Origin of the sequence: Sphingopyxis sp. (assembly GCF_034380315.1) — a bacterium.
Lineage (GTDB): Bacteria > Pseudomonadota > Alphaproteobacteria > Sphingomonadales > Sphingomonadaceae > Sphingopyxis.
The window spans coordinates 256,854-280,451 of sequence record NZ_JAXMPB010000005.1 but is presented as its reverse complement, the minus strand read 5'-3'; the positions used below and the strand labels follow the sequence as shown (position 1 = coordinate 280,451).

Genomic DNA, 23,598 nt, shown 5'->3' with positions numbered 1-23,598 from the left:
GCGTCGTTCATGGAATTTAGCCGCGATTATCGTCTGGCCGATGCCGAACGGATCGGCGCGGCGATCGGTGCCGTGCTGGCGCCGGGCGATGTCGTGGCGCTTTCGGGCGACCTGGGGGCGGGCAAGACGACGCTGGCCCGCGCGATGCTGAAGGCGCGGGGACTTGCGGGCGAAGCGCCCAGCCCGACCTTTGCGATCGTCCAGCCCTATGCGCCGCCCGAGGTCGACATGGCGATCGCGCATGTCGACCTGTACCGGATCGAGGATCCCGGCGATCTGGTCGAACTGGGGCTCGACGATTATCTTTTTGACGGCGCGCTGCTGATCGAATGGCCCGAAAGGCTGGGTGCGGCGGGGTGGCCCGACGCATTATGGCTGTCGATCACCGGCAATGGCGCGCGGCGTGTCTTGACAGCGCAGGTGCCGCCCGCTTGGGAGGCGCGATGGCCGCTCCGATGATTCCGCCCGCCCATGCGCCCGCTTTCCTTGCCGCGCATGGCTGGGGCGATGCCCAGATCCTTCCGCTTGCCGGGGACGCTTCCTTTCGTCGCTATTTCCGCGTGATCGGCACCGGACGGCAGGCGGTGCTGATGGATGCGCCGCCGCCGCACGAAGACCCGCGTCCCTTTGTCGCGGTGGCCGAATGGCTGCGCGCGCACGGGCTGACGGCGCCCGCGATCCTTGCCCGCGACCTGGAGCGCGGGATGCTGTTGATCGAGGATTTCGGCGATGCGCGGCTGCGCGAAACCGCCGATGCGGCGCCCGATACCGAGGCGCGCCACTATGCCGGCGTGACCGACCTGTTGATCCATCTGCACCGGCAACCGGCGATGCCCGGTTTGCGCGTCCACGCGCTGGAACAATGGCTGGGCGAGGTGTCGCTGTTCAGCGACTGGTACTGTCCCACGCTGGAACTGGACGTCGATCGCGATGGCTTTTTCGCGGCATGGGAACAGGTGCTGGCGCCGGTTTCCGCCGACGGCTTTCCGCCCGTCACCGTGCTGCGCGATTATCATGCCGAAAACATCATGCTGGTGCCGGAACGCGACGGGATCGCGCATTACGGCCTGCTCGATTTTCAGGACGCGCTGATCGGCCACCCCGCCTATGACCTTGCCTCGGTGCTCGAGGATGCGCGGCGCGACGTCAGCCCGGCGGTCGAGGCCGCGATGCTCGACCGCTATATCGAAAAGACCGGGGCGAACGAGGCTTTCCGTACCGCCTATTGGGTGCTGGCGGCGCAGCGCAATACGCGCATCCTGGGCGTGTTCGTCCGGCTGTGGAAGCGGGACGGCAAGGACGGATATCGCAAATTTCAGCCGCGCATGTGGGGGTTGCTCGAACGCGACCTCGCGCATCCGGCGCTTGTCCCCGTTCGGCAATGGTTCGACGCCAATGTGCCGCCGGAAAAAAGAGCGGCGGCGTGGCAGTGACCAGGGATATGGGCGTGAAGATCGACAGCGCGATGGTGATGGCGGCCGGGATCGGCAAGCGGATGCGGCCGCTCACCGCGACGCGGCCCAAGCCGCTGGTGCGCGTGGCGGGCAAGCCGCTGATCGACCACAGCCTCGACCGTATCGAGGCGGCGGGCATCGGCCATGTCGTGGTCAATGTCCATTATCTTGCCGACGCGCTGGAGGCGCATCTCGCGGCGCAGAAGCGCGCGTTCGATATCGTCGTTTCGGACGAACGCGATCAACTGCTCGAAACCGGCGGCGGCATGGTCAGGGCGGCGCCGCTGCTGCGCGGCGATCCGATCCTGATCGTCAACAGCGACAATATCTGGACCGACGGTCCGCAGGACAGCATCCTGAACCTTGCGCGCCACTGGGACGGCGACCGCATGGATGCGCTGCTTCTGGTGATCCGCCAGGCGAGCGCGACCGGGCATCGCGGGCTCGGCGATTTTCACATGGACCCGATGGGCAAATTGTCGCGGCGCAAGCCCGGACGCATCGCGCCCTTCGTCTATACCGGGGTGCAGCTGATCGCGCCGCGGCTGCTCGACGGCGCGCCGGAGGGGCCGTTTTCGACCAATATATTGTGGGACCGCGCGATTGCGGCGGGGCGGCTGTACGGCCTGTCGCACCTGGGCCAATGGTTCGATGTCGGCACCCCGGCGAGCATCGCGCCCACCGAAGCCGCGCTCGGCGAGCTTTGATCCGCTTTTCGTCCTGGCGAGCCTCCTTTCGGCCTTGCGGGCGCGCGGGATAGATGCCGCGGCGCAATCGGGCGTTGCATAAACCGCCGTGGATTGCTTCGCTGTGATCGCCATGACGCCGCCCATGCCCAGCCATCCGACCCTCTTTTCCATTCCGGTCCACCGGGCCTTTGCCGACGCGCTCGCCGCCGGGCTGATCGCGCGTCATGCCGACGGCGTGCTGGGGCTGGCCGAGGGGCTGATCCTGTTGCCGAGCAATCGCGCCCGCAGCGCGGTGCAGGCGGCGTTCGTGCGTGCCGGGGGGGCGGGGCTGCTGATGCCCCGGCTCGCGGTGATCGGCGATGCCGACCTTGACGAAAATGTCGCGCTGGCGCTCGACGCGATCGATGAGGATCCGATCCCGCCCGCGATCGATCCGCTGCGCCGCCGCCTGTTGCTGGCGGCGCTGATCGAGGCGCACACGCCCGCCGACGAGACGCCGATTCGCGGCGCCGCAGCCTTTCAACTCGCCGAGGGGCTCGCGCGGGTGATCGACCAGCTTCATTATGAGGAGGTGCGCGTCGCGGCGCTGACCGACCTCGACCTTGGTGCCTTTGCCGAACATTGGCAGGCATCGCTCGGGCGGTTGCGGCTGCTCGTCGATCATTGGCCGGGGGTGCTGGCGGGGGCCGGCGGCATCGACCGCGCCGCGCGGCGCAACCGGCTGCTCGACCGGGTGACGGCCGGATGGCGCGCCGCGCCGCCCGCGCGCTTCACCGTCGCAGCGGGCATCACCACCGCGGCGCCGGCGATCGCACGGCTGTTGCGCGCGGTCGCCGATATGGAGCGTGGCATGGTCGTGCTGCCCGGGCTCGACCGCGAGATGGCGGCCGAGCAATGGACGGCGCTGGGGCCGACCGGCCCCGAACCCGACGCACCGGTGCGGCCGCTGGAGACGCACCCGCAATATCATCTGAAATTGCTGCTCGATCGCATGGGCGTGCGCCGCGAAGAGGTGGCCGAATGGGAGGGCACGTCGCCCTTTGACGGTCCGGCCGCCCGCACCCCCTTTGCCTCGCTGCTGTTCGCGCCCGCCGATTACAGCGCGCAGTGGCAGGCGGCGGGCGATTTGTCGGCGGCGACGGCGGGCATTCGCGGTGCGACCTTTGCCGACGACGGACAGGAGGCGCAGGGGATCGCGCTGTTGATGCGCGAGGCGATCGAGACGCCGGGACGCACCGCCGCGCTGGTGACGCCCGACCGTGCGCTCGCCGAGCGCGTCGCCGCGGCGCTCGCGCGCTGGGACATCGCGGTCGACGACAGCGCGGGCCAGCCGCTGTCGCGCACCCCGCCGGGGGCGCTGCTGTTGCTGCTCGCCGACCTCGCCGCCGCTTTCGATCCTGTCGCGCTGATGGCGCTGCTCGGCCATCCGCTGGTTCGCAAGGGCGCGGTGCGGACGGCCTGGCTCGACCAGTTGCGGCGGCTCGACCTGACGCTGCGCGAACCGGGGCTCGAACCCGGCTGGGCCGGGGTGAGCAAGCGCCTTGCGGCGCGCGCCGCCGACCCCAAGGCACGCGGGCATGGGTTGGCGGTCGAGCTTTCCCCCTGGTGGGCCGAATTGTCGGATGCGCTTGCCGCCGCGCTCGCGCCCTTCGCATCGGGGCCGACCCCGCCCGCCGAGTTGCTCGGCGCGTTGCAGGCGGCGCTCGAATGGCTGACCGGCGAGGCGGTATGGGCAGGGCCCGCCGGACGGGCGCTGGCCGAGCTTTTCGACCAATGGGCGCTGGCGCGCGGCGACGGTCCCGCGCTCGTCGATCCCGCCGATTTCCCGGCGATGCTGGGGCAGTTGCTGGCGCAGGCGAGCGTCCGCCCCCCCTATGGCGGGCACCCGCGCCTGTTCATCTGGGGGCTGCTGGAGGCGCGGTTGCAGCGCGCCGGCCTGATGATTTTGGGCGGGCTCGACGAGGGGCGCTGGCCCGCCGCGACCCAGCCCGACCCCTGGCTGGCGCCGGGCATCCGACGCCTGCTGGGGCTGCCCGCGCCGGAACGGCAGCAGGGGATGGCGGCGCATGATTTTGCGGGCGCGCTTGGCGCGAGCGAGATCGTGGTGACGCGCGCCCGGCGCAGCGGCGGCGATCCGGCGGTCGCCTCGCGCTTTTGGCTGCGGCTCGCGGCGCTCGCCGGGGACCTGCCCGAACCCGCGCCCGGCGGGGTGCCGCTGACCCGGCTGGCCGCCGAAATCGACGTGCCGCCCGGCGATGCCGAACCGGCGCCGCGTCCGGCGCCGCGCCCGCCCGCCGCCGAGCGTCCGCGCAAGATCAGCGTCACCGGGGTCGATCGCCTCGCGCGCGATCCTTTTGCCTATTATGCCAATCAGATACTGGGCCTGTCGCCGCTCGACCCGCTGAGCGCGGCGCCCGATCCGCGCTGGCGCGGCACCCGCATCCATAAATTGTTCGAAGATTGGGTGCGCGGGGGCGCCAGCCGCGAAGGGTTCGAAAGCGAACTCGCGGCGCTGCACCGCGACCCCGCGCTCGATGCCATCGCGCGCGCCTTTTGGCTGCCGCGCGTCGAGCCCGCGCTGCGCTGGGCGGCGGCGCAGCTGTGGGAGGCGGATGCGCGCCAACCGATCGGCGTCGAAATGCGCGGCGAGGCGGTGATCGACGGCATCACCCTTCACGGCAAGGCCGACCGGATCGACCGGCTGGCGGACGGCAGCCTGGCCATCGTCGATTACAAGTCGGGCGGCGCGCCGAGCGCCAAGGCGGCGTTCGACAAGCTCGACAACCAGCTTGGGCTGCTCGGCCTGCTCGCCGAACGCGGCGGCGTGGCGGGCGTGGAGGCGGCCACGGTTTCCAGCCTCGAATATTGGAGCCTGCGTCCCGACCGGCGTGCCGGCGGCGCAGGCCGGATTTCGAACAGCTATGGCGCGCGCAGCGGGCTGAAAAATGCCGAGGAGGCGGTCGATCATGCCGCCGACGCGCTGGCCGAACTGGCCGCGCTTTACCTGTTCGGCGACGCGCCCTTTGCGCCCGGCGAAGCGGCGGGCCGCGGCGATTATGACCAGCTCGCGCGCCGTGACGAATGGTTCGGACGCGGGGAGGGCGAGGCATGACCGGGCCCGGCGGTCTCGCGACACTCGATCCGCGGCAGGGCGCCGCCGCCGACCCCGCAAGCCATGTCTGGCTCGGCGCATCGGCGGGGACCGGCAAGACGCAGGTGCTTTCGGCGCGCGTGCTGCGCCTGATGCTCGATGGCGTTGCGCCCGACGCGATCCTTTGCATCACCTTTACCAAGGCGGGGGCCGCCGAAATGGCGCACCGCATCCACGAACGGCTCGCGGCGTGGGTCCGGATGGACGACGGCGACCTGCGGCTCGACCTGCACGCGCTGGGGCTCGACTGGCAGCGTCCGGGACTGATGGCCCGTGCCCGCGCGCTGTTCGCGACGGTGATCGACAGTCCCGGCGGGGCGATTCGCGTCCAGACGATCCACAGTTTCTGCCAGACCCTGCTTGCCAGCTTTCCGCTCGAGGCGAAGCTTCTCCCCGGCTTTCGCGCGATCGAGGAGGATGAGGCGGCCGCGTTGCAGCGACAGGTGCTGGCGGGCCTTCTCGACCCTTCCGCTTCGAAGGAGGGGGATGGAGAGGCGCTTCGCGGCGCCGCTGCGATGCTGTCGCGGCGATTGGGCCCCGAAGCGGCGCTGGCGTTCCTGTCGAGCTGTGCGCCGGTCTTTGGCGGACCGGCGGCGGCGTTGCCGCCCCGGCGCCGCGACCTGCGCGAAGCCTTTGGCCTGCCCACTGGCGATCCCGAAACATGGCTGGCCGAAGAAGTCGGCGCGGGGGCGATTGCCGAGGCCGATATCAAGGCGGTGGCGACGAGCGGCGCCAATTGGGGGACCAAGACCGGGCTCGCCTGTTCCGACGTGATGGTCGGCTGGCTCGTCGCGGACGCCGCGGCGCGCGCGGCGATGCTCGATGAGCTGCTCGGCTGTTTCCTGACCGCCAAGGGCGATCTGCGCGCCGATTTTTCGGGCGACAAGGGGCGGATGACCGATTGCGCCGACAGCGCGGTGCGGATTGTCGCGGCGGCACAGGCGCTCACCGGCACCGCAACCGCGATGCGCGTCGCCGACGATCTTGCCGCGGCCTGGACATTGGGCAGCCGCTTTGCCGAAAGCTATGCGCTGGCGAAGCGCGAGCAGGGGCTCGCCGATTTCGACGATCTGATCACCCTCGCCGGGACGCTGCTGCGCATCAGCCGCTTTGGCGATTGGGTGCGTTTCAAGCTCGACCAGCGCACCGACCATATATTGGTCGACGAGGCGCAGGACACGAACATGCGGCAATGGGGTATCGTCCTGTCGCTGGCCGAGGAATTTTTCGCGGTCGGCCCGGACGATGCCGAACGGGTCCGGACGCTGTTCACCGTCGGCGACCGCAAACAGGCGATCTTTGGTTTTCAGGGCACCGACCCCCGGGCTTTCGCGGCGGCGCGCGCGTTGTTCGAGGGGCTGGGCGAGCGGGCCGGGCAGCCGTTCCGTGCGGTCAACCTGGTTTCCAACTATCGTTCGACCCCGGCGGTGCTGGCGCTCGCCGATGCCTGGCTTGCGGCGGGCGGCGCGGCGCTGATGGGCCTCGACGGCGACGAACCCCGGCATATGCCCTTTCGCGAAGCCCACGCCGGTCAGGTCGAGCTGTGGCAAGCCTTGCCGGTCGGCAAGGCGCTGGGCGCCGCCGAAGAGGATGCGGGCGAGGAGGAAAGCGGCGGTGACGCTTCGGCGCCCGCGTCGGACCCGGCAAGCATGCGTCTCGCCCGCGCGATCGCCGACGAGGTGCAGGGCTGGATCGCCCATGGCAAGGACGGGCGGCCGGTCGCGCCGGGCGATGTCATGATCCTGGTGCGGCGGCGCCGCGACCTTGCGGCGCGGATCGTCGCGCGGCTTCAGGCGCTGCACGTTCCCGTCGCCGGGGTCGACCGTTTTGCGCTGACCCAGCCGCTGGGGGTGCAGGACCTGATCGCCGCGATGCGCTTTGCGGTGCAGCCGCTCGACGACCTCAACCTGGCGGCGCTGCTCGTTTCGCCGCTGATCGGCTGGGCCCAGGACGATCTTTATGCCCGCACCCATCGGCGCGGGCGCGCCGCGATATGGGAATATCTGCGCGGCACCGAAGGCGATGTCCCCGCGGGCACGATGGCGGCGCTGCGGCAACTGCTCGGCATGGCCGATTTCACGACGCCGTTCCGCTTTCTCGAAACCATCCTGTCGGGGCCGATCGACGGGCGGCGCAAGCTTTATGCGCGGCTGGGGCGCGAGGCGCGCGATCCGATCGACGAGCTGCTCAACCAGGCGCTGGCCTTTGAACAGCGCGAAACCGTGTCTTTGCTCGGCTTCCTTGCCAGCGTCGAGGGCAGCGCCGCCGACATCAAGCGCCAGACCGAAGCGCGCAGCGACGTCGTGCGCGTGATGACCGTCCACGGGTCAAAGGGGTTGCAGGCGCCGATCGTCATCCTTGCCGACGCGACCGACGATGCTGCGACGGGGCATCGCCCCTTTGCGGTCGATGTCGCGGGGTGGGAGAAATTGCCGGTCTTTGCGCTGCCTGCCGACGAGCGCCATGGCGCCCTGGCCCGCGCCTATCAGGCGGCGGCCGATGCCGCGTCGGAGGAACATTGGCGGCTTTTCTATGTCGCGATGACCCGCGCGGAGGAAATATTGGTGGTCGCGGGCGTCACCAAAAAGGCCGACCGCAGCGTGCCCGAGGCAAGCTGGCACCACGCGGTCGAGACGGTATTGTCGGACATGGGCGCCGAATGGGAGGCGGCCGGACCGCACTGGGGCCAGCGCCGCTTGCTCCGCCGCAATGCGGGCAAATGGGCGAAGAAGGAAAAAGCGGCAAAGACCGCGCCGCCGCCGCTGGTCGTGCCGCGCTGGGCCCATACGCCGGCACCCGAAGAAGCGCGTCCGCCGCGCCCGCTTGCGCCATCGGCGCTGGGCGAGGATGATGTCGCCTTGCCGCCGCAGGGCGGCGCGCGCGCCGATGCGGTGGCGCGCGGCCGGCTGCTCCATGCGCTGTTCGAACGCTTGCCGCCCGTCACCGCGGCGCAGCGGCGCGGTGCGGCGATGCGCTGGCTGGCCGTCCAGGCGCCGACGATCGCCGAGGCGGCGCGCGGCGCGATGGTCGACGAGGTGCTGGCGGTGCTGGGCGACCCCGCCCATGCGGCGCTGTTCGGCCCCGGCAGCCTGGGCGAAGTACCCTTGTCGGCGGTGGTCGATGGCGGCGCGGTGGTCGCCGGAATCGTCGATCGGCTGCTCGTCGCCGACGATGCGGTGACGGTGATCGATTACAAGACCGGACGCCATGTTCCGGAGGGCGCGGCGGCGGTGGCGCCCGCCTATCTGCGCCAGATGGCGGCGTATCGCGACGCGCTGGCGGTGATCTTTCCCGGGCGGCGCATCGCGGCGGGTCTGCTCTATACGGCGGGACCGCGGCTGATCATGCTGGACGACGCCGATCTGGCGCCGCACAAGCCGGGCTTGCCCATGTCCAAGGCGAATTTGCCGTCCGAGCCCCTTGAGCCGGGCGCCCCGACCCCCTAGCTTGGAAGCAACCAGTTTTCAGGAGTTGTATCATGGGTACCAAGGCAATCACCGACGCCAGCTTTCAGGCCGACGTTCTCGACAGCGAGACCCCCGTGCTCGTCGATTTCTGGGCCGAATGGTGCGGCCCGTGCAAGATGATCGGCCCGTCGCTCGAGGAAATTTCGGACGAGCTTGCCGGCAAGGTGGTGATCGCCAAGCTCAACATCGACGATCATCCCGACGCGCCGAGCAAATATGGCGTGCGCGGCATCCCGACGATGATCCTGTTCAAAAATGGCGAGATCGCCGACACCAAGGTTGGTGCGGCGCCGAAGAGCGCGCTGAAGGGCTGGCTCGAAAACGCGCTGTAAATCCGGCGTTCGCCGCCGCCAACGAAAGGGAGGCAGTCCGGTACGGCGCAGGCCGTGCGGGATTGCCTCCCTTTCGTTTGCGATGACGAAAAGGCGCCTCAGCTGCGATAGTCGGCGTTGATGCTGATGTAGCCGTGGGTGAGGTCGCAGGTCCAGACTGTCGCGCGGCCTTCGCCCAGCCCGAGGTCGGCGCCGACGCGGATGTCCTGGCCCTTGAGATGCGCGGCGACCGGCGCTTCGTCATAGCCGTCGACGGGCAGGCCGTCCCTCGCCACCCAATGGTCGCCGAAGCGGATCGCCAGCCGGTCGCGGTCGGCGGGTTCGCCCGCCTTGCCCACCGCCATCACGACGCGGCCCCAATTGGCATCCTCGCCCGCGATCGCCGTCTTGACGAGCGGGGAGTTGGCGATGGCGAGCGCGACGCGCCGGGCGCTGTCGTCGCTGACCGCGCCCGATACTGCGATCTCGATGAATTTCGACGCACCCTCGCCGTCGCGCACCACCTGTTGCGCAAGGTCGAGCGCGACCTGTTCGATCGCCGCATAGAGGGCATCGGCGCCGGCATCGTCCCACGAGGCGAGCGGGGCATTGCCCGCCGCACCGGTCGCGAACAGCAGTACCGTGTCGCTGGTCGAGGTGTCGCTGTCGACGGTAATGGCGTTGAAACTGCCGCCGGTCGCGCGGCTCAGCATCTGGTGGAGGAGCGCGGGCGCGACCGCGGCGTCGGTAAAGATATAGCCGAGCATCGTCGCCATGTCGGGGGCGATCATCCCCGACCCCTTGACGATCCCCGCGATATGGACGGTCCGATCGCCGACGATGGCGCTTGCGGCCGAGCCCTTGGCAAAGGTGTCGGTGGTCCCGATGGTTTCGGCGATGCTTTCCCACGAACAGGGTTCGGCGGTCAACGCCGCGGCGACCCCGGCACGCGCCTTGTCCTTGGGCAGCGGCACGCCGATCACCCCGGTCGAGCTTACGAACACTTCGCTGGCGGAGCAGCCCAGATGATCGGCGACCTGCGCCATGATCTGTTCGACCGCCTCGCGCCCGCGATAGCCGGTAAAGGCATTGCTGTTGCCCGCATTGACGATCAACGCGCGCCCCGTGCCGCCCTTCACCTGTTCGCGGCCGATTTCGACTTCCGACGAGCAACAAATATTGCGCGTGAAAACCCCCGCGACGGTCGTTCCCGGCGCCAGCTCGACATAGCTGAGGTCGCATCGGTCCCACTGTTTATAGTGGGCGCGGGCGACGCGGCACGTCACCCCGGCGATGTCGGGAAGGGCCGGAAAGGCGGCGGGCGCGAGGGGGGAGCGGGTGATCATGGGGGTGCGTTTAGCCCGGTGTTGCGGAAACAAAAAGCCCCTCCCCATCGGGGGAGGGAGCTTTGATCGAAGGGCGGGCGCCGAGCCATGCCCCTTCGTTGCTGCGGCCGATTGCCGCGATCGGACCCGTCCCTGACGAAACGGGTCTTCCCCCCCCCTTGCCGATGGCGAGGAGGGGCGGGGGATCAGGCGGGAATGCCGCTGATCGCCTTGACCTCCATGAAGTCCTTGAGCCCGAACAGCCCGCCTTCGCGGCCATTGCCCGATGCCTTGTAGCCGCCGAAGGGCGCGCCCGGGCCGGGGCCCCAGCTGTTCACCGCGACCATGCCCGCCCGCAGACGGGGCGCGACCGCCGCCGCCTTGGCTGGGTCGCCCGACACCACCGCCGACAGGCCATATTCGGTATCGTTGGCGATATCGACAGCCTCTTCGATGTCCGAATAGGCCATCACGGTCGCGACGGGGCCGAAGATTTCCTCGTTGGCGATGCGCATATCGCGGGTCACGCCCGAAAAGACCGTGGGCTTGATATAATAGCCGCGATTGACGTTCGACGGCAGGCCGGTGCCGCCGGTTTCCAGCGTCGCGCCCTCGTCGATCGCCGACTGGATCAGACCCTGGATCTTGTCGAACTGCGCCTTGTTGACCACGGGGCCAAGATGGCCGCCCTCGCTCATCGGGTCGCCGACCTGGGTGCCGTCGAACATCGCCTTGATGACGCCCACCGCTTCGGCTTCGCGGTCCTTGTGAACCAGGATGCGGGTCGGCGCGATGCAGCTTTGCCCGGTGTTGACGAGGACCCCCTGCACCGTCGGCGGCAGCACGGTTTCCAGATCGGCATCGGGCAGGACGATGTTCGGCGATTTGCCGCCCAGTTCCTGATGGACGCGCTTGACCGTGTCGGCGGCCGCCTTGGCAACGAGGATGCCCGCGCGGGTCGACCCCGTAAAGCTGACCATCTCGATCCCCGGATGCGAGGAAATGGCGTTGCCGACGGTCGGGCCGTCACCCTGTACCAGGTTGAACACGCCCGGCGGAACGCCCGCCGCGTCGAGGATTTCGGCAAAGATCACCGCATTGCCGGGGCATTCTTCCGACGGTTTCAGCACCATCGTGTTCCCCGCCGCGAGCGCCGGAGCGACCTTGAGCGCGATCTGGTTGAGCGGCCAGTTCCAGGGCGTGATCATGCCGACGACGCCGATCGGTTCGTAAACGACCGTGTTCGAGCCATGCTGTTCGCTAAAGCTGAAATCCTTGAGCGCGGCGATCGTGCCCAGGAAACCGCCGATACCCGCGCCGACCTGGGCGGTGCCGGCAAAGCTGACCGGGGCGCCCATTTCGCTGGCCATCGATTTGGCAAGGTCGCCAGCGCGCTTTTTATATTCTTCGACAATGCGGTCGAGCAGCGCGAGGCGTTCTTCGCGCGTGGTTTGCGAAAAGCTTTTGAAAGCTTGTTTGGCGGCGGCGACCGCGGCATCGACATCGGCTGTCGTCCCCAGCACCACGGTCGAGGCGGCTTCCTCGGTCGCGGGGTTGATGACGTCGTGCAGCTTGCCGCCCTGGCTGTCGACCCATTGGCCGCCGATGTACTGTTGCTTCAGGTGCGTTTCGGTATCGCTCATCATCTGTCTCCCATCGGCGGTTCATTCCGTCTCGGATTGCTACCTAATCACTGTGGCGGATGAATCAAGCGCGTCCACCCTTTATCGCTGCGGCGGCTTCGTCCCGCGACCAATGCCGCCGCCCCGGAAGGATGATGCCCTGTCAGCGCCTTTCGGCCGCAAGCCGCGTCATCAATATGGCGGCGCGGGTCGCCTGGCGCGCGATGCTGGTCAGATCGACGGTTTCCCCCGGCCCATGGTCGCCGGTCGAAAAGGTGCCGAGCCCGGCGAGTCCGTCGACGTCGGCGGCGACGAAGCTGATGTCGCCTGCCCCGCGCTTCAGCGGATCGAGCGCCGCCATTTCGGGAAGGCCCAGATCGCGGTTTACGCCGTTCAGCCGGTCGAGAAGCGCGCGGTTGCCATCGGTCGGCGGCATGGCCGGATAGCCGCCGGGATCGAAGGCGATCGTCGCGTCGGTGCCCGGAGCGTGATCGGCGACGATGGCCGCCATTCTGGCTTTCACGCGCTGCGACTGTTCGGCCGACAGCACGCGCAGGTCGCCGCGCGCGATGGCGGTCGATGGGATGATGTTGGTCTTTCCGGTCGCCGCGGCCCGGATGCCGCCTTCATCGAGGCTGGCGGTTTCGCCGCCGGCGACCAGTCCGACGTTGAAGGTCAGATTGGGTTCGGGCAGCTCGGTACGAAAGCGGTAAAGGATGCGGGTGAGTTCATAGATGGCGCCGTCGCCCGCGCGCGCGCTGAAAATGCCGGAACTGTGTCCGGGCCGACCGGTGGCGGTGACGGTCCAGCTTTCGCTGCTGCGCCGCGCGATCGAACCCATGTCGGCGCCATTGTCGCGCGCCAGCCCCTCGAAATCGAGGGCGACGTCGCTGCGCCGCCCGGCGGCGACCAGATCGGCGCGGGCCAGTTCGACCGGGTTCCCGGCATCTTCCTCGTCACCGGTCATATGGATTTCGATATTGGCGTCCTTCAGCGTTCCCGCCGCCTTCATCGCGCGCAGCGCGGCGACGATCACGACCATGCCGCCCTTGTTGTCGCCGACCCCGGGGCCCTTGGCCTTGTCGCCCATTCTTTCGAAGGTCTGGAAAGCCGAATCGGGCTCGAACACCGTGTCGAGATGGGCGATCAGCAACAGGCGCTTGCCATCGGGCCGTCCCTTGTGCGTGGCGATCAGGTGCCCCGCACGCCCGGTTTCGCGCATCGGTTTCCAATCGACCGTGAAGCCGAGCGGTTCCAGTTCGGCGCGCATCATCGCGCCGACCTTTTCCACCCCTTCGAGATTGAGCGAGCCGCTGTTCTGATTGACCAGCCGTTCCAGCAGCGCGATCGAGCGTTCCTGTTCGGCGGTCACGGTCTTTGCCATCGCGGTTTCGGCCTTTGACAGCTTGGCCTGCGCGGCGGGGGCGAGGGCGAGTGCCAGGGCTGTGGTAACGGCAAAGCATATTGATTTCATGGGGGGAAGCTCCGGATCGACTGAGGCGCCACTGTGGCGCGGTCGTCGCGACTTGGCCAGCCCGATCATGCCCTTTGTCGCGCGCCGTGGGCGAAGCGCAAAAATGGGAAGGGCGCCCGGTCCCCCCGAACCGGACGCCCTTCTGGCGCGTCGCTGATCGCGGACGATCAGGCGCTGTAGTACATGTCGAATTCGATCGGGCTCGGGGTCTGCTCAAAGGCATGGACCTCTTCCCACTTCAGCTCGACATAGGCTTCGATCTGATCCTTCGAGAACACGTCGCCCTTCAGCAGGAAGTCGTGGTCGGCGAGCAGCGAGTCGAGCGCTTCGCGAAGCGAACCGCAAACGGTCGGGACTTCCTTCAGCTCTTCGGGCGGCAGATCGTAGAGATTCTTGTCCATCGCGTCGCCGGGATGGATCTTGTTCTGAATGCCGTCGAGGCCCGCCATCAACAGGGCCGCATAGCATAGATAGGGGTTCGCCATCGCGTCGGGGAAACGGAATTCCACCCGCTTCGACTTGGCGCCGGCACCATAGGGAATGCGGCACGACGCCGAACGGTTGCGCGACGAATAGGCGAGCAGCACGGGGGCTTCAAAACCGGGGACGAGGCGCTTGTAGCTGTTCGTCGTCGGGTTGGTGAAGGCATTGAGCGCCTTGGCATGTTTGACGACGCCGCCGATGAAATAGAGGCACATGTCGCTGAGGCCCGCATAGCCATTGCCCGCGAACAGCGGCTTGCCCTTTTCCCAGATCGAGAAATGGGTGTGCATCCCCGATCCATTGTCGTCCTTGATCGGCTTGGGCATGAAGGTCGCGGTCTTGCCATAGGCATGGGCGACCTGGTGCACGACATATTTGTAGATCTGCATGCGGTCGGCGGTTTCGGTCAGCGTGCCGAAGGTCAGGCCCAGTTCATGCTGTGCCGCGGCGACTTCGTGGTGATGCTTGTCGCACGGCAGGCCGAGTTCGAGCATCGTCGAGACCATTTCGGCGCGGATGTCGACCGCGCTGTCGACCGGCGCGACGGGGAAATAGCCGCCCTTGGCACGCGGACGGTGGGCAAGGTTGCCGCCTTCATAGCTGCGGCCGGTGTTGGTCGGCAGTTCGATATCGTCGATTTCAAAGCCCGACTTGTTATAGCCGGTTTCGAAACGGACGTCGTCGAACATGAAGAATTCGGCTTCGGGGCCGACATAGACGGTGTCGCCGATGCCGGTGGTGCCGAGATAGGCCTCGGCGCGCTTTGCCGTCGTGCGCGGGTCGCGGGCATAGCCTTCGCCGGTCGAAGGTTCGACGATGTCGCAGAAGATGACCAGCATCGGGGTCGCCGAAAAGGGGTCGTCATAGACGGCATCGAGGTCGGGTTTCAGGATCATGTCGCTTTCGTTGATCGCCTTCCAGCCCGCGATCGACGACCCGTCGAACATCAGCCCGTCTTCCAGCGAATCTTCGTCGATCACCCCGGCGCACATCGTCAGATGCTGCCACTTGCCCTTGGGGTCGGTGAAGCGCAGGTCGACCCACTCGATGTCGTTTTCCTTGATCCGCGCGATGATGTCCTTCGGCTTCGTAGCCATGATCTGTGTTTCCTTCTTGCGAAATGGTCCGGTCGGGCCGGGGGGTGGCTGTTGTATTGCTCCGGGTCAGATCCGGGGGGTCAAAGGGCGTCCTCGTTGCGTTCTCCGGTCCGGATGCGCAGCGCGGTTTCGACGGGAATGACGAAGATCTTGCCGTCGCCGATGCGGCCGGTCTGTGCTGCCGCGGCGATCGCCTCGACCACCCGTTCGGCCAGGCCATCCTCGACCACCACCTCCAGCTTCACCTTCGGCAGAAAATCGACGACATATTCGGCGCCGCGATACAGTTCGGTATGGCCTTTCTGGCGACCGAACCCCTTGGCTTCGGTGACGGTGATGCCGCTGACGCCGACTTCGTGCAGCGCCTCCTTCACCTCATCGAGTTTGAAGGGTTTGATGATCGCCTCAATCTTCTTCACGCGTCTTGTCCCCCTTTGGGCTGGCATTCGCTGCTCGTGGTCGAAGCCGGATCAGGTCCGCCTGGTCCGGTCTTGTCCCATGAGTCGTCGCGGTGTCCCGCCATCTTGCACCAATCAAGAGCCGTGCCAATTGGCGAATGGCCGTCTTTTGCGAAGAATTGGCGGCGGCCAAGGCCCCATTGCCTAAGGGGTGAGCAAAGCAGGGATGCCCGTGCCTAAAAAAGCGGCAGTGCGCCGCGCGGATCGCGGCGCGGCCGGTCGCGCGCGGGTGGATGAGCGGGCGAAGGTCGGAAACGGCGCGCCCGCCGGGATGCGTGCGGGCGCGCCGTTCGGGGCGATTCGTCAGCGACCCATCGGCGCCGATGCTTCGGGCAAGTTCGCCTTGGTCCAGCTCGACCGTTCGATGACATAGGCGCGGATCGCCTCGGCATCCTGCGGCGTCAGGACCCGGGCAAAGCTGACCATGCCGCGATCCTTCAGCGCGCCGTCGAGCAGCACCGATTTCCACGTATCGGCGCTGCCGAGCGTCGCCGAAACCCGCAAGTCCGGGGTGAAGCCGTTGCCGATCGCGCTGTCGCCATGGCACACCATGCAATAGCGCCCGAAATGTGCCTTGCCCGCCGCGATCTGGGCGGCGGTGCCGATCGGCGCGGGCGGCGCCCAGGCCAGGGCGGTCGTCGCGGGCGGAGCGGGGAGCTGGACCGCGCCGCCCAGTTTGAGCACGACGAGGCGGGGGATGTTCGGCACCTTGCGCGTCACCCCGCCGGCGACCCCGGCCACCAGCGGAAACGCGCCGCCCTTGCTGGTCATGAACGCCACATATTGGACGCCGCCGACCCGGAAGGTCGACGGGGCGCTGACGATCCCCGACTGCATGTCGAGATCGAGAAGCTGCTTGCCGGTGTCGGCGGTATAGGCCCGGAAACGCCCGGTGCTGGTCCCCTGGAAAACCAGATTGCCGGCGGTGGTCATGGTGCCGCCGTTCCAGGCGGCGGGATAATCGACGCCCCACGCGACCTTGCCGCTGCGCGGATCGAAGGCGACGAGCCGTCCGGTCGTCGCGGCGACCGCGGCGCGGAACGCCGCCTTGTCGTCGGGCAGCAGCGTGCCGGTCAGCGAGGTGCCGACGTTAAAGCCGAGCACCTTCCTTCGGTCGAGCTCGTTCATATCCTCCAGATAGCCCTGGGGTATCTGTTGCGCGGGAATATAGACCAGCCCGGTGGCGGGGTTGTAGCTCATCGGGTGCCAATTATGGGCGCCGAGCGCCCCCGGGATCGCGATGAAGGGCTTGCCGGTCCTGTAGAAGCGCGCGTCCGGATTTTCGATCGGGCGGCCGGTGGCGAGGTCATAGCCCGTTGCCCAGTTGATCCCGTCGACAAAGGGCTTTGCGTCGATCAGCTTGCCGGTCGTGCGGTCGATCGTGAAAAAGAAACCGTTCTTGGGCGCGTGATACAGGACCTTGGTGGGGGTGCCGTTCACCGCCTGTTCGGCCAGGATGATCGGCTGGGTCGCGGTATAGTCCCAGCTTTCGGCCGGGGTTTCCTGATAATGCCATTTATAGGCGCCGGTTTCCGCATCCAGCGCGACGATCGAGGACAGGAACCAGTTGTCGCCCTCGCCGTTCGATCGCAGCCCATGGTTCCACGGGTTGCCGTTTCCGACGCCCAGATAGAGCTGGTCGAGATCCTTGTCATAGACGATCGCGTCCCAGACCGTCCCGCCGCCGCCCGACGTCTTCCACTCGCCCTGGTCGGACCAGGTTGCATTGCCCTTTGACGCGAAAATCTCGTCGCTGGCGGCGTTGTCGGCGCGCTTTTCGGGATTGGGAGCGGTGTAGAAGCGCCATTTCTGCTTGCCGGTGTCGGCGTCATAGGCGGTGACATAGCCGCGCACCCCGAATTCGGCGCCGCCGTTGCCGATCAGCACCATGTCCTTCACCACGCGGGGGGCGCCGGTGATGGTATAGGGGCGCCGCTTGTCGAAGGTCTGCGTCGACCAAAGCTGCTTTCCGGTCTTTCGATCGAGTGCGATCAGGCGTCCGTCCAGCGCCGCGACAAACAGCTTGTCGCCCCACACCGCAACGCCGCGGTTGACGACGTCGCAGCAGGCGTTGACCGCCGTTTCGCCGGGCACCTGGGGATCGAAGGACCAGAGCTGTTTGCCGGTCGCGGCATCCCACGCGCTGACCTTTGACCAGGCGTGGCTGACGTACATCGTGCCATCGACGACCACCGGGGTCGCCTCCTGCCCGCGGGCATCTTCCAGATCGGCGAACCAGGCGATGCCGAGCTTTCCGACATTCGCGTCGTTGATGTCGGTCAGCGGGCTGAACCGCTGTTCGTCATAGCTGAAACCGATGGCGCCCCAATCGTCGCCGCTTCCGCCGGTCCTGAGCAGGGTCTCGCTGGCCTGTTCGGCGGCATCGAGCGATCCTGCGCCCGCCGTGCCTTCGTCCTTCGACGCATTGCACGCCGCCAGAACCAATGTCGCACCGCCCAGCAGCGCTGTCGTAAAGACCCGTTTCGCCATCCCATGCTCTCCCGTTCGCCGTCTTGTGCTTGACGTTCACGTCAAGTCTGCGCGTCTTGGGGAGTGGGTGCAAGGAGGAATTTCCCGGCCGAAACCGCCGGACCTGCCGAACCAGGCAGGGCGATGGATCCGATCGCGGGTGCCGCGCGGTTACTGCCAGGGCGGCGCGTTCAGGCCCTTGGGGCTGGCGGTAAAGATTTCGCAGCCGTCTTCGGTGATCCCGATGCTATGCTCGAACTGTGCCGACAGGCTGCGGTCGCGCGTCACGGCGGTCCAGCCGTCGCTCAGCATTTTTACCGCATATTTGCCGGTGTTGATCATCGGTTCGATGGTGAAGAACATGCCGGGGCGCAGTTCCGGCCCGGTGCCGGGGCGTCCGGCGTGAACGACCTCGGGCGCGTCATGGAACATCTGTCCCAGCCCATGGCCGCAGAAATCGCGCACCACCGAATAGCGGTGGCGCTCGGCGTGGCTCTGGATCGCATGGGCGACGTCGCCCATCCGGTTGCCGGGCTTTGCCTGTTCGATGCCGAGCATCAGGCATTCATAGGTGACATCGACAAGCCGCCTTGCCTTGATCGGCACATCGCCGACCAGATACATGCGGCTGGTGTCGCCGTGCCACCCGTCGACGATGCTGGTGACGTCGATGTTGACGATGTCGCCCTCGCGAACTGGTTTGTCGTCGGGAATGCCGTGGCAGACGACATGGTTGATGCTGGTGCAGCAGCTGTGCGTGAAACCGCGATAGCCCAAGGTCGCCGGAATGCCGCCGCCGTCGAGCATCATCGTGCGGACGAGGTTATCGATCTCCGCCGTGGTCACGCCCGGCTGGACGAAGGGAACGAGCGCGTCGAGGATTTCGGCCGACAGCCGGCCTGCCTTGCGCATCCCGGCAAAGCCCGCTTCGTCATGCAGCTTGATCGTGCCGTCGCGAACGCGAGCGGGGGTCGAGGCTTCGTCGGCGGTTACGGAAACATAGTCGTACATGCGGGTATATATAGTGGAGCGACGGCAAAAACGCCAGCTTGGCGGACGTCGATATAACCTGCGTGCTTTTGGCGTATTTTGCTCAAGCCAGAGCCTCGCACCAGTGACTCTGATTTCCAATGACCGCCAATGAGGTAAGCGATCGGGCAGCATATGCGTCTCTTGAACTACCCGTTTGATAATCGGGAACCAGCGCCTTCGGGCTTGCCCCCACCCGCTATGACTAAGCCAGCAAGCTGGCAAGTCTCGCTGCCCTCCCCCGAAGGGCAGGGCTTGGTTACTCACTCAGCTTTTTAAAAGCCAACTTCCGCCGCGACATGACTTCGCGGGCTACCGTCAATTGATCTTCCAATTCGCCAGCGGCCAAAGCGCGCAAGATGTCGCGGTCTTCGGACATAATGTCCGCGGCCACGCGCATCTTGTCGTCGTGATTGGCCTCTTTGTCCGTTACTCCGCCGTCTTTTCGGCCTTGCTGCCTTTCGCCTTGCCCTTGGCGCCCTTGGGCGGGGCGGGGGTGATTTCGAAGGTCAGCGGGTTGCCGACATGGGCGTCCTCGCCGGTCTTCATCTTCACCTTGACCTCGCCGCCATGGACGAGCTTGCCGAAGAGAAGTTCCTCGGCGAGCGGCTGCTTGATCTTTTCCTGGATCAGGCGGCCCATCGGACGGGCGCCGTACAGCTTGTCATACCCCTTCGACGTCAGCCATTCGCGTGCCCCGTCGTCGAGCTGGATATGGACGTTGCGGTCGGCGAGCTGCAGTTCGAGTTGCAGGATGAACTTGTCGACGACGCGCGCCACCACTTCGGGCGGCAGATAGCCGAAGGGCACGATCGCATCGAGGCGGTTGCGGAATTCGGGGGTGAACATTTTCTTCACCGCCTCTTCCTGCGCATCCTCGCGCGTCGCATTGCCGAAGCCGATCGATTCGCGCGCCATGTCGCTGGCGCCCGCATTGGTCGTCATGATCAGGATGACATTGCGGAAATCGACCGTCTTGCCGTGGTGGTCGGTCAGTCGGCCATTGTCCATCACCTGCAGCAGGATGTTGAACAGGTCGGGATGCGCCTTTTCAATCTCGTCGAGCAGCAGCACGCAATGCGGGTTCTGGTCGATCGCATCGGTCAAAAGACCGCCCTGATCATAGCCGACATAGCCCGGCGGCGCGCCGATCAGCCGGCTGACCGAATGGCGTTCCATATATTCGGACATGTCGAAGCGCTGGAGCGGGATGCCGAGCAGCGCCGCGAGCTGTTTCGCCACCTCGGTCTTGCCGACGCCGGTGGGGCCGCTGAACAGATAATTGCCGATCGGCTTTTCGGGATCGCGCAGCCCGGCGCGGCTGAGCTTGATTGCCGACGCCAGCACCTCGATCGCGGTATTCTGTCCGAAGACCACGCGCTTGAGATCGGTCTCGATCGTTTCGAGTATCTTCTTGTCGTCGCTCGACACCGATTTGGGCGGGATGCGCGCCATCGTCGCGATCACTGCCTCAATTTCCTTCGCGGTGATCGTCTTGCGGCGCTTCGACGGCGGCACGAGCATCTGCATCGCGCCGACCTCGTCGATCACGTCGATCGCCTTGTCGGGCAATTTGCGGTCGTTGATGTAGCGTGCCGAAAGGTCCACCGCCGCGTTGATCGCGTCGGCGGTATATTTGACATTGTGGTGGCTTTCGAAGGCTTCGCGCAGCCCGGCGAGGATTTTCTTCGTATCTTCCAGGCTCGGTTCGATCACGTCGATCTTCTGGAACCGGCGCAGCAGCGCGCGGTCCTTTTCGAAATGATTGCGAAATTCCTTGTAGGTCGTCGACCCGATGCAGCGGATGGCGCCGCCCGACAGCGCGGGTTTGAGGAGGTTCGAGGCGTCCATCGCGCCGCCGCTCGTCGCGCCCGCGCCGATCACCGTATGGATTTCGTCGATGAACAGGATCGCGTGGGGCAGGCCCTCCAGCTCGGTCACGACCTGTTTCAGACGCTCCTCGAAATCGCCGCGATAGCGGGTGCCGGCGAGCAGTGCGCCCATGTCGAGCGAATAGATCACCGCTTCCTTCAGCACCTCGGGCACCTCGCCCTCGACGATCTTGCGCGCCAGGCCTTCGGCGATCGCGGTCTTTCCGACCCCGGGATCGCCGACATAGAGCGGGTTGTTCTTGCTGCGACGGCAGAGGATCTGGATCGTCCGGTCGACCTCTGCCGAGCGGCCGATCAGCGGGTCGACCTTGCCGCCCTTTGCCTTTTCATTGAGGTTGACGGTGAACTGGTCGAGCGCGGTTTCCTTTTTGTTTTTCGCGCCGTCCTTGTCCTTCGCCTCTTCCTTTTCCTCGGGTTCGGCCTGCGCGGCGGGCTTGCCGCCCTTGCCGACGCCGTGGCTGAGATAGGAGACCGCGTCGAGGCGGGTCAGATCCTGCTGCTGGAGGAAATAGACGGCATAGGATTCGCGTTCGGAAAACAAGGCGACAAGGACGTTCGCGCCCGTCACCTCGTCCTTGCCCGACGACTGGACGTGCAGGATCGCGCGCTGGACGACGCGCTGGAAACCGCTGGTCGGCGACGGGTCGCTGTGCCCTTCGACCTTCAGGCTGTCGAGTTCGGTGTCGAGATAGTGGACCACCGCCGCCTGGAGGTCACCCAGGGCAACGCCGCATGCCCGCATCACCTCGGCCGCATGATCATCGTCGATCAGCGCATAGAGAAGATGCTCCAGCGTGGCATATTCATGATGGCGTTCCGACGCGGCCTTCAGCGCGTTGTGCAGGGTCTTTTCGAGGCTTTCCGAAAAGGACGGCATGGTCTTTCTCCTTGCGGGACCCGCCGGGGAGAGGCGGCCCCCTTAGGAACATAAGGTGGCAATGCCGCCGCCTGACCGCAAGGGAAAAGCGGACGGCAATGTGAAATTACAATGACAGCCCTTGTTTTATGGTTAACGCGGCGTTTGGAATTGCCGGGTTTGCGCGGTCAAAATATCGCGGCCTCGGGCGCGCCGGCATCCTCGTCGGATGCGTTGTCCGACGCATTGTCGGACATGGTACGACCGGGACCGGTGCGCTGCATCGAGAAGCGGACCGTTTCGATGCAGCCGCTGGCGCCCTGTGCGGAGGCCTCGACCCGCGCGCTGCGAAGCATGGCGGCCGCCTGCTTCCCGAAATCCTCGGTCGGCTGGGATGCCGCGACCCGGATGTTGCCCACCTCGCCCCACGGCGCGACGTCATAGGTCACAACGGCCCAACCCTCGATCGATCGACGCCGGTAATTTTCGGGATAGCGGCGGGGTGGCGGCACCGCCCATTTGCTTTTGACCGGGCAGGTCGAGGTTGCGGGCCGAAAGCTCTCCTCGTCGGGTTTTTCCGGTGCGGCCAGCGTGGCAGCCGAGCGGTGATAGGGATAGAGGCAACCGGTCCGGGGGCCGGCCGTGAAGCGCGATTCGCCGACGGCGTCCAGCGACGCGGCGTCGAGGGCGCCGTTTCCGGTCGTGTGGACGATGCGCAGCTTTACGGGCTGCCCCTTTGCATCGATGTCGAATCCGACGAGCGACCAGTCCCGCACCCCCGGCGTGGCGGGCAGCTTTTCAAAGTCGGGATAGGCGCGCAGCAACGGGCGCGGCGATGGTCTGTTGCGACAGGTGCCGCCCTCCATCAGCCGTTTCCACCCCTCGGGCGGGAGGCGCGAGCCGGTCGGTGAAATCGTATAGGAGGCAAGATCCGCCGGGGGCGCTTCGGCCAGCGGATGCAGCGTGGGGGCATAGGTGACGTTGCAATCGCTTTGCGCGCGTCCGGCGGGAAAGCGGCTGGTCGCCAGGGCGGGGGCGATATCATCGCCCAGCGGCAGAAAAGCGTCGCCGTTGCGGGCAATCGACACGGGCCGCCCGGCGGCGTCGATCGCGAAGCGATATGGAACCGGGCGCTGGAGGTTGGATCGAGAGGTGAGGCCGTTCAAGGGGCGGCGCAGGGTGCCGCCCGTCACTGGCTGGCCCGCGCACCGCACTTCGCCCGGCATCCAGGTCAGGAGCGCCAAGGCGTGCTGCTGCGCAGCGACGGGGTCGAGCGGGGCGATACGCACTGGCGGCGGCGGTGGCGGCGGCAGCGCGGCCGCGGCCGGTGGGGCCTGCCACGCGACCAGCGGAGACGCACCGATGGCCAGCAGAGATTTGGTCAGATTGCGCAATGATTTTCCCCCATGTCCGTCGAGCCGCTGGCGGCGCGGCTATCCCTTTTTGAACAGCGCCTCTGCATTGGCCTTGTAGCTCGATGCGGCGGCACGATGGGCCTTGACCCGTTCGATTTCGGCCTCGAGAATCGCGATGCGTTCGTTCAGTTCGTCGACCGACAGCGGGTCGAGCGACTGTTTCGTCAGCGCCGCCAGCACATCGTCGCGGCGGCGGGGAAGATCATCCTCCTCTATGGCCAATGGTCCATCCTTCCGTGATGCGGTTTCTTCTATTCCGATTGCTTTTCAGCGCCGTGACTGTTGACCCGTGCCGCCGGGCTGTCAATAAGGCGCCGTAGGGGCGATACAGCGCCCTTGCCATCGTCTTTTCGGGGGGCGGACATCGGACCGGTCCGCCGGTTCGGGCCTTTGTGTCCGGTCGGGG

16 protein-coding genes are annotated in these 23,598 nt (G+C 66.8%); 6 read left to right on the top strand and 10 right to left on the bottom strand.

All coding sequences use genetic code 11. The features are described 5' to 3' along the window. Positions 1–9: 9 nt before the first annotated feature. The 6 genes from tsaE (at position 10) to trxA (ending at position 9,093) form a co-directional block, all read left to right on the top strand. Entirely contained in the window at positions 10–459 is a 450-nt protein-coding gene (gene tsaE / locus U0S50_RS11665) for a tRNA (adenosine(37)-N6)-threonylcarbamoyltransferase complex ATPase subunit type 1 TsaE (RefSeq protein ID WP_322308947.1), read from the top strand. Then, positions 444–1,433 carry an aminoglycoside phosphotransferase family protein gene (locus U0S50_RS11660; protein WP_322308946.1) on the top strand — a complete coding sequence of 330 codons (990 nt, stop codon included), beginning with the start codon at positions 444–446 and terminating at the stop codon, positions 1,431–1,433. The genes tsaE and U0S50_RS11660 overlap by 16 nt, the downstream gene beginning before the upstream one ends. Positions 1,434–1,441: 8 nt before the next feature. Next, a complete protein-coding gene (locus tag U0S50_RS11655) occupies positions 1,442–2,161 on the top strand; it encodes a nucleotidyltransferase family protein (RefSeq protein WP_322309002.1) in 720 nt (239 codons plus the stop codon). A gap of 124 nt (positions 2,162–2,285) precedes the next feature. Next, entirely contained in the window at positions 2,286–5,255 is a 2,970-nt protein-coding gene (gene addB / locus U0S50_RS11650) for a double-strand break repair protein AddB (protein ID WP_322308945.1), read from the top strand. Continuing rightward, the gene (gene addA, locus U0S50_RS11645) at positions 5,252–8,740 is read left to right on the top strand and encodes a double-strand break repair helicase AddA (protein ID WP_322308944.1); all 3,489 of its coding nucleotides are present in this window, start codon (positions 5,252–5,254) and stop codon (positions 8,738–8,740) included. Before addB ends, addA begins: the two co-directional genes overlap by 4 nt. Positions 8,741–8,772: 32 nt before the next feature. Then, entirely contained in the window at positions 8,773–9,093 is a 321-nt protein-coding gene (trxA, locus tag U0S50_RS11640) for a thioredoxin TrxA (protein ID WP_322308943.1), read from the top strand. Between the two features lie 98 nt (positions 9,094–9,191). Here the strand turns inward: trxA and argJ are convergent, their stop codons facing one another. The 10 genes from argJ to U0S50_RS11590 form a co-directional block, all read right to left on the bottom strand. Next, positions 9,192–10,418 carry a bifunctional glutamate N-acetyltransferase/amino-acid acetyltransferase ArgJ gene (gene argJ, locus U0S50_RS11635; RefSeq protein WP_322308942.1) on the bottom strand — a complete coding sequence of 409 codons (1,227 nt, stop codon included), beginning with the start codon at positions 10,416–10,418 and terminating at the stop codon, positions 9,192–9,194. Positions 10,419–10,603: 185 nt separating this feature from the next. Further along, positions 10,604–12,043: an aldehyde dehydrogenase family protein gene (locus U0S50_RS11630; RefSeq protein ID WP_322308941.1), complete on the bottom strand. Its 1,440-nt coding sequence runs from the start codon at positions 12,041–12,043 to the stop codon at positions 10,604–10,606. 139 nt (positions 12,044–12,182) lie between these two features. Beyond that, positions 12,183–13,493 (bottom strand): M20/M25/M40 family metallo-hydrolase, encoded by a 1,311-nt coding sequence (locus tag U0S50_RS11625; RefSeq protein ID WP_322308940.1) that lies wholly within the window; start codon positions 13,491–13,493, stop codon positions 12,183–12,185. Positions 13,494–13,660: 167 nt separating this feature from the next. Next, a complete protein-coding gene (glnA, locus tag U0S50_RS11620; protein WP_322308939.1) occupies positions 13,661–15,073 on the bottom strand; it encodes a type I glutamate--ammonia ligase in 1,413 nt (470 codons plus the stop codon). An 80-nt stretch (positions 15,074–15,153) separates the two neighbouring features. Further along, positions 15,154–15,492 (bottom strand): P-II family nitrogen regulator, encoded by a 339-nt coding sequence (locus U0S50_RS11615; protein WP_322308938.1) that lies wholly within the window; start codon positions 15,490–15,492, stop codon positions 15,154–15,156. Positions 15,493–15,834: 342 nt separating this feature from the next. After that, positions 15,835–18,021, bottom strand: coding sequence for a PQQ-dependent dehydrogenase, methanol/ethanol family (locus U0S50_RS11610; protein WP_322308937.1), 2,187 nt, complete (start codon positions 18,019–18,021; stop codon positions 15,835–15,837). 150 nt (positions 18,022–18,171) lie between these two features. Beyond that, positions 18,172–19,011, bottom strand: a complete 840-nt coding sequence (gene map / locus U0S50_RS11605; protein ID WP_322308936.1) for a type I methionyl aminopeptidase — start codon at positions 19,009–19,011, stop codon at positions 18,172–18,174. A 447-nt stretch (positions 19,012–19,458) separates the two neighbouring features. Next, entirely contained in the window at positions 19,459–21,798 is a 2,340-nt protein-coding gene (gene clpA, locus U0S50_RS11600; RefSeq protein WP_322308935.1) for an ATP-dependent Clp protease ATP-binding subunit ClpA, read from the bottom strand. Positions 21,799–21,965: 167 nt separating this feature from the next. Next, positions 21,966–23,171, bottom strand: coding sequence for a TonB family protein (locus U0S50_RS11595; protein ID WP_322308934.1), 1,206 nt, complete (start codon positions 23,169–23,171; stop codon positions 21,966–21,968). A 39-nt stretch (positions 23,172–23,210) separates the two neighbouring features. Beyond that, the gene (locus tag U0S50_RS11590) at positions 23,211–23,414 is read right to left on the bottom strand and encodes a DUF1192 domain-containing protein (RefSeq protein WP_416194982.1); all 204 of its coding nucleotides are present in this window, start codon (positions 23,412–23,414) and stop codon (positions 23,211–23,213) included. Positions 23,415–23,598: the final 184 nt, after the last annotated feature.

What these genes read in the sequence shown, in the direction of transcription:
- tsaE (WP_322308947.1), top strand. Translation starts at nt 10, where the DNA reads ATGGAATTTAGCCGCGATTATCGTCTGGCCGATGCCGAACGGATCGGC.
- U0S50_RS11660 (WP_322308946.1), top strand. Translation starts at nt 444, where the DNA reads ATGGCCGCTCCGATGATTCCGCCCGCCCATGCGCCCGCTTTCCTTGCC.
- U0S50_RS11655 (WP_322309002.1), top strand. Translation starts at nt 1,442, where the DNA reads ATGGGCGTGAAGATCGACAGCGCGATGGTGATGGCGGCCGGGATCGGC.
- addB (WP_322308945.1), top strand. Translation starts at nt 2,286, where the DNA reads ATGCCCAGCCATCCGACCCTCTTTTCCATTCCGGTCCACCGGGCCTTT.
- addA (WP_322308944.1), top strand. Translation starts at nt 5,252, where the DNA reads ATGACCGGGCCCGGCGGTCTCGCGACACTCGATCCGCGGCAGGGCGCC.
- trxA (WP_322308943.1), top strand. Translation starts at nt 8,773, where the DNA reads ATGGGTACCAAGGCAATCACCGACGCCAGCTTTCAGGCCGACGTTCTC.
- argJ (WP_322308942.1), bottom strand. Translation starts at nt 10,418, where the DNA reads ATGATCACCCGCTCCCCCCTCGCGCCCGCCGCCTTTCCGGCCCTTCCC.
- U0S50_RS11630 (WP_322308941.1), bottom strand. Translation starts at nt 12,043, where the DNA reads ATGATGAGCGATACCGAAACGCACCTGAAGCAACAGTACATCGGCGGC.
- U0S50_RS11625 (WP_322308940.1), bottom strand. Translation starts at nt 13,493, where the DNA reads ATGAAATCAATATGCTTTGCCGTTACCACAGCCCTGGCACTCGCCCTC.
- glnA (WP_322308939.1), bottom strand. Translation starts at nt 15,073, where the DNA reads ATGGCTACGAAGCCGAAGGACATCATCGCGCGGATCAAGGAAAACGAC.
- U0S50_RS11610 (WP_322308937.1), bottom strand. Translation starts at nt 18,021, where the DNA reads ATGGCGAAACGGGTCTTTACGACAGCGCTGCTGGGCGGTGCGACATTG.
- map (WP_322308936.1), bottom strand. Translation starts at nt 19,011, where the DNA reads ATGTACGACTATGTTTCCGTAACCGCCGACGAAGCCTCGACCCCCGCT.
- clpA (WP_322308935.1), bottom strand. Translation starts at nt 21,798, where the DNA reads ATGCCGTCCTTTTCGGAAAGCCTCGAAAAGACCCTGCACAACGCGCTG.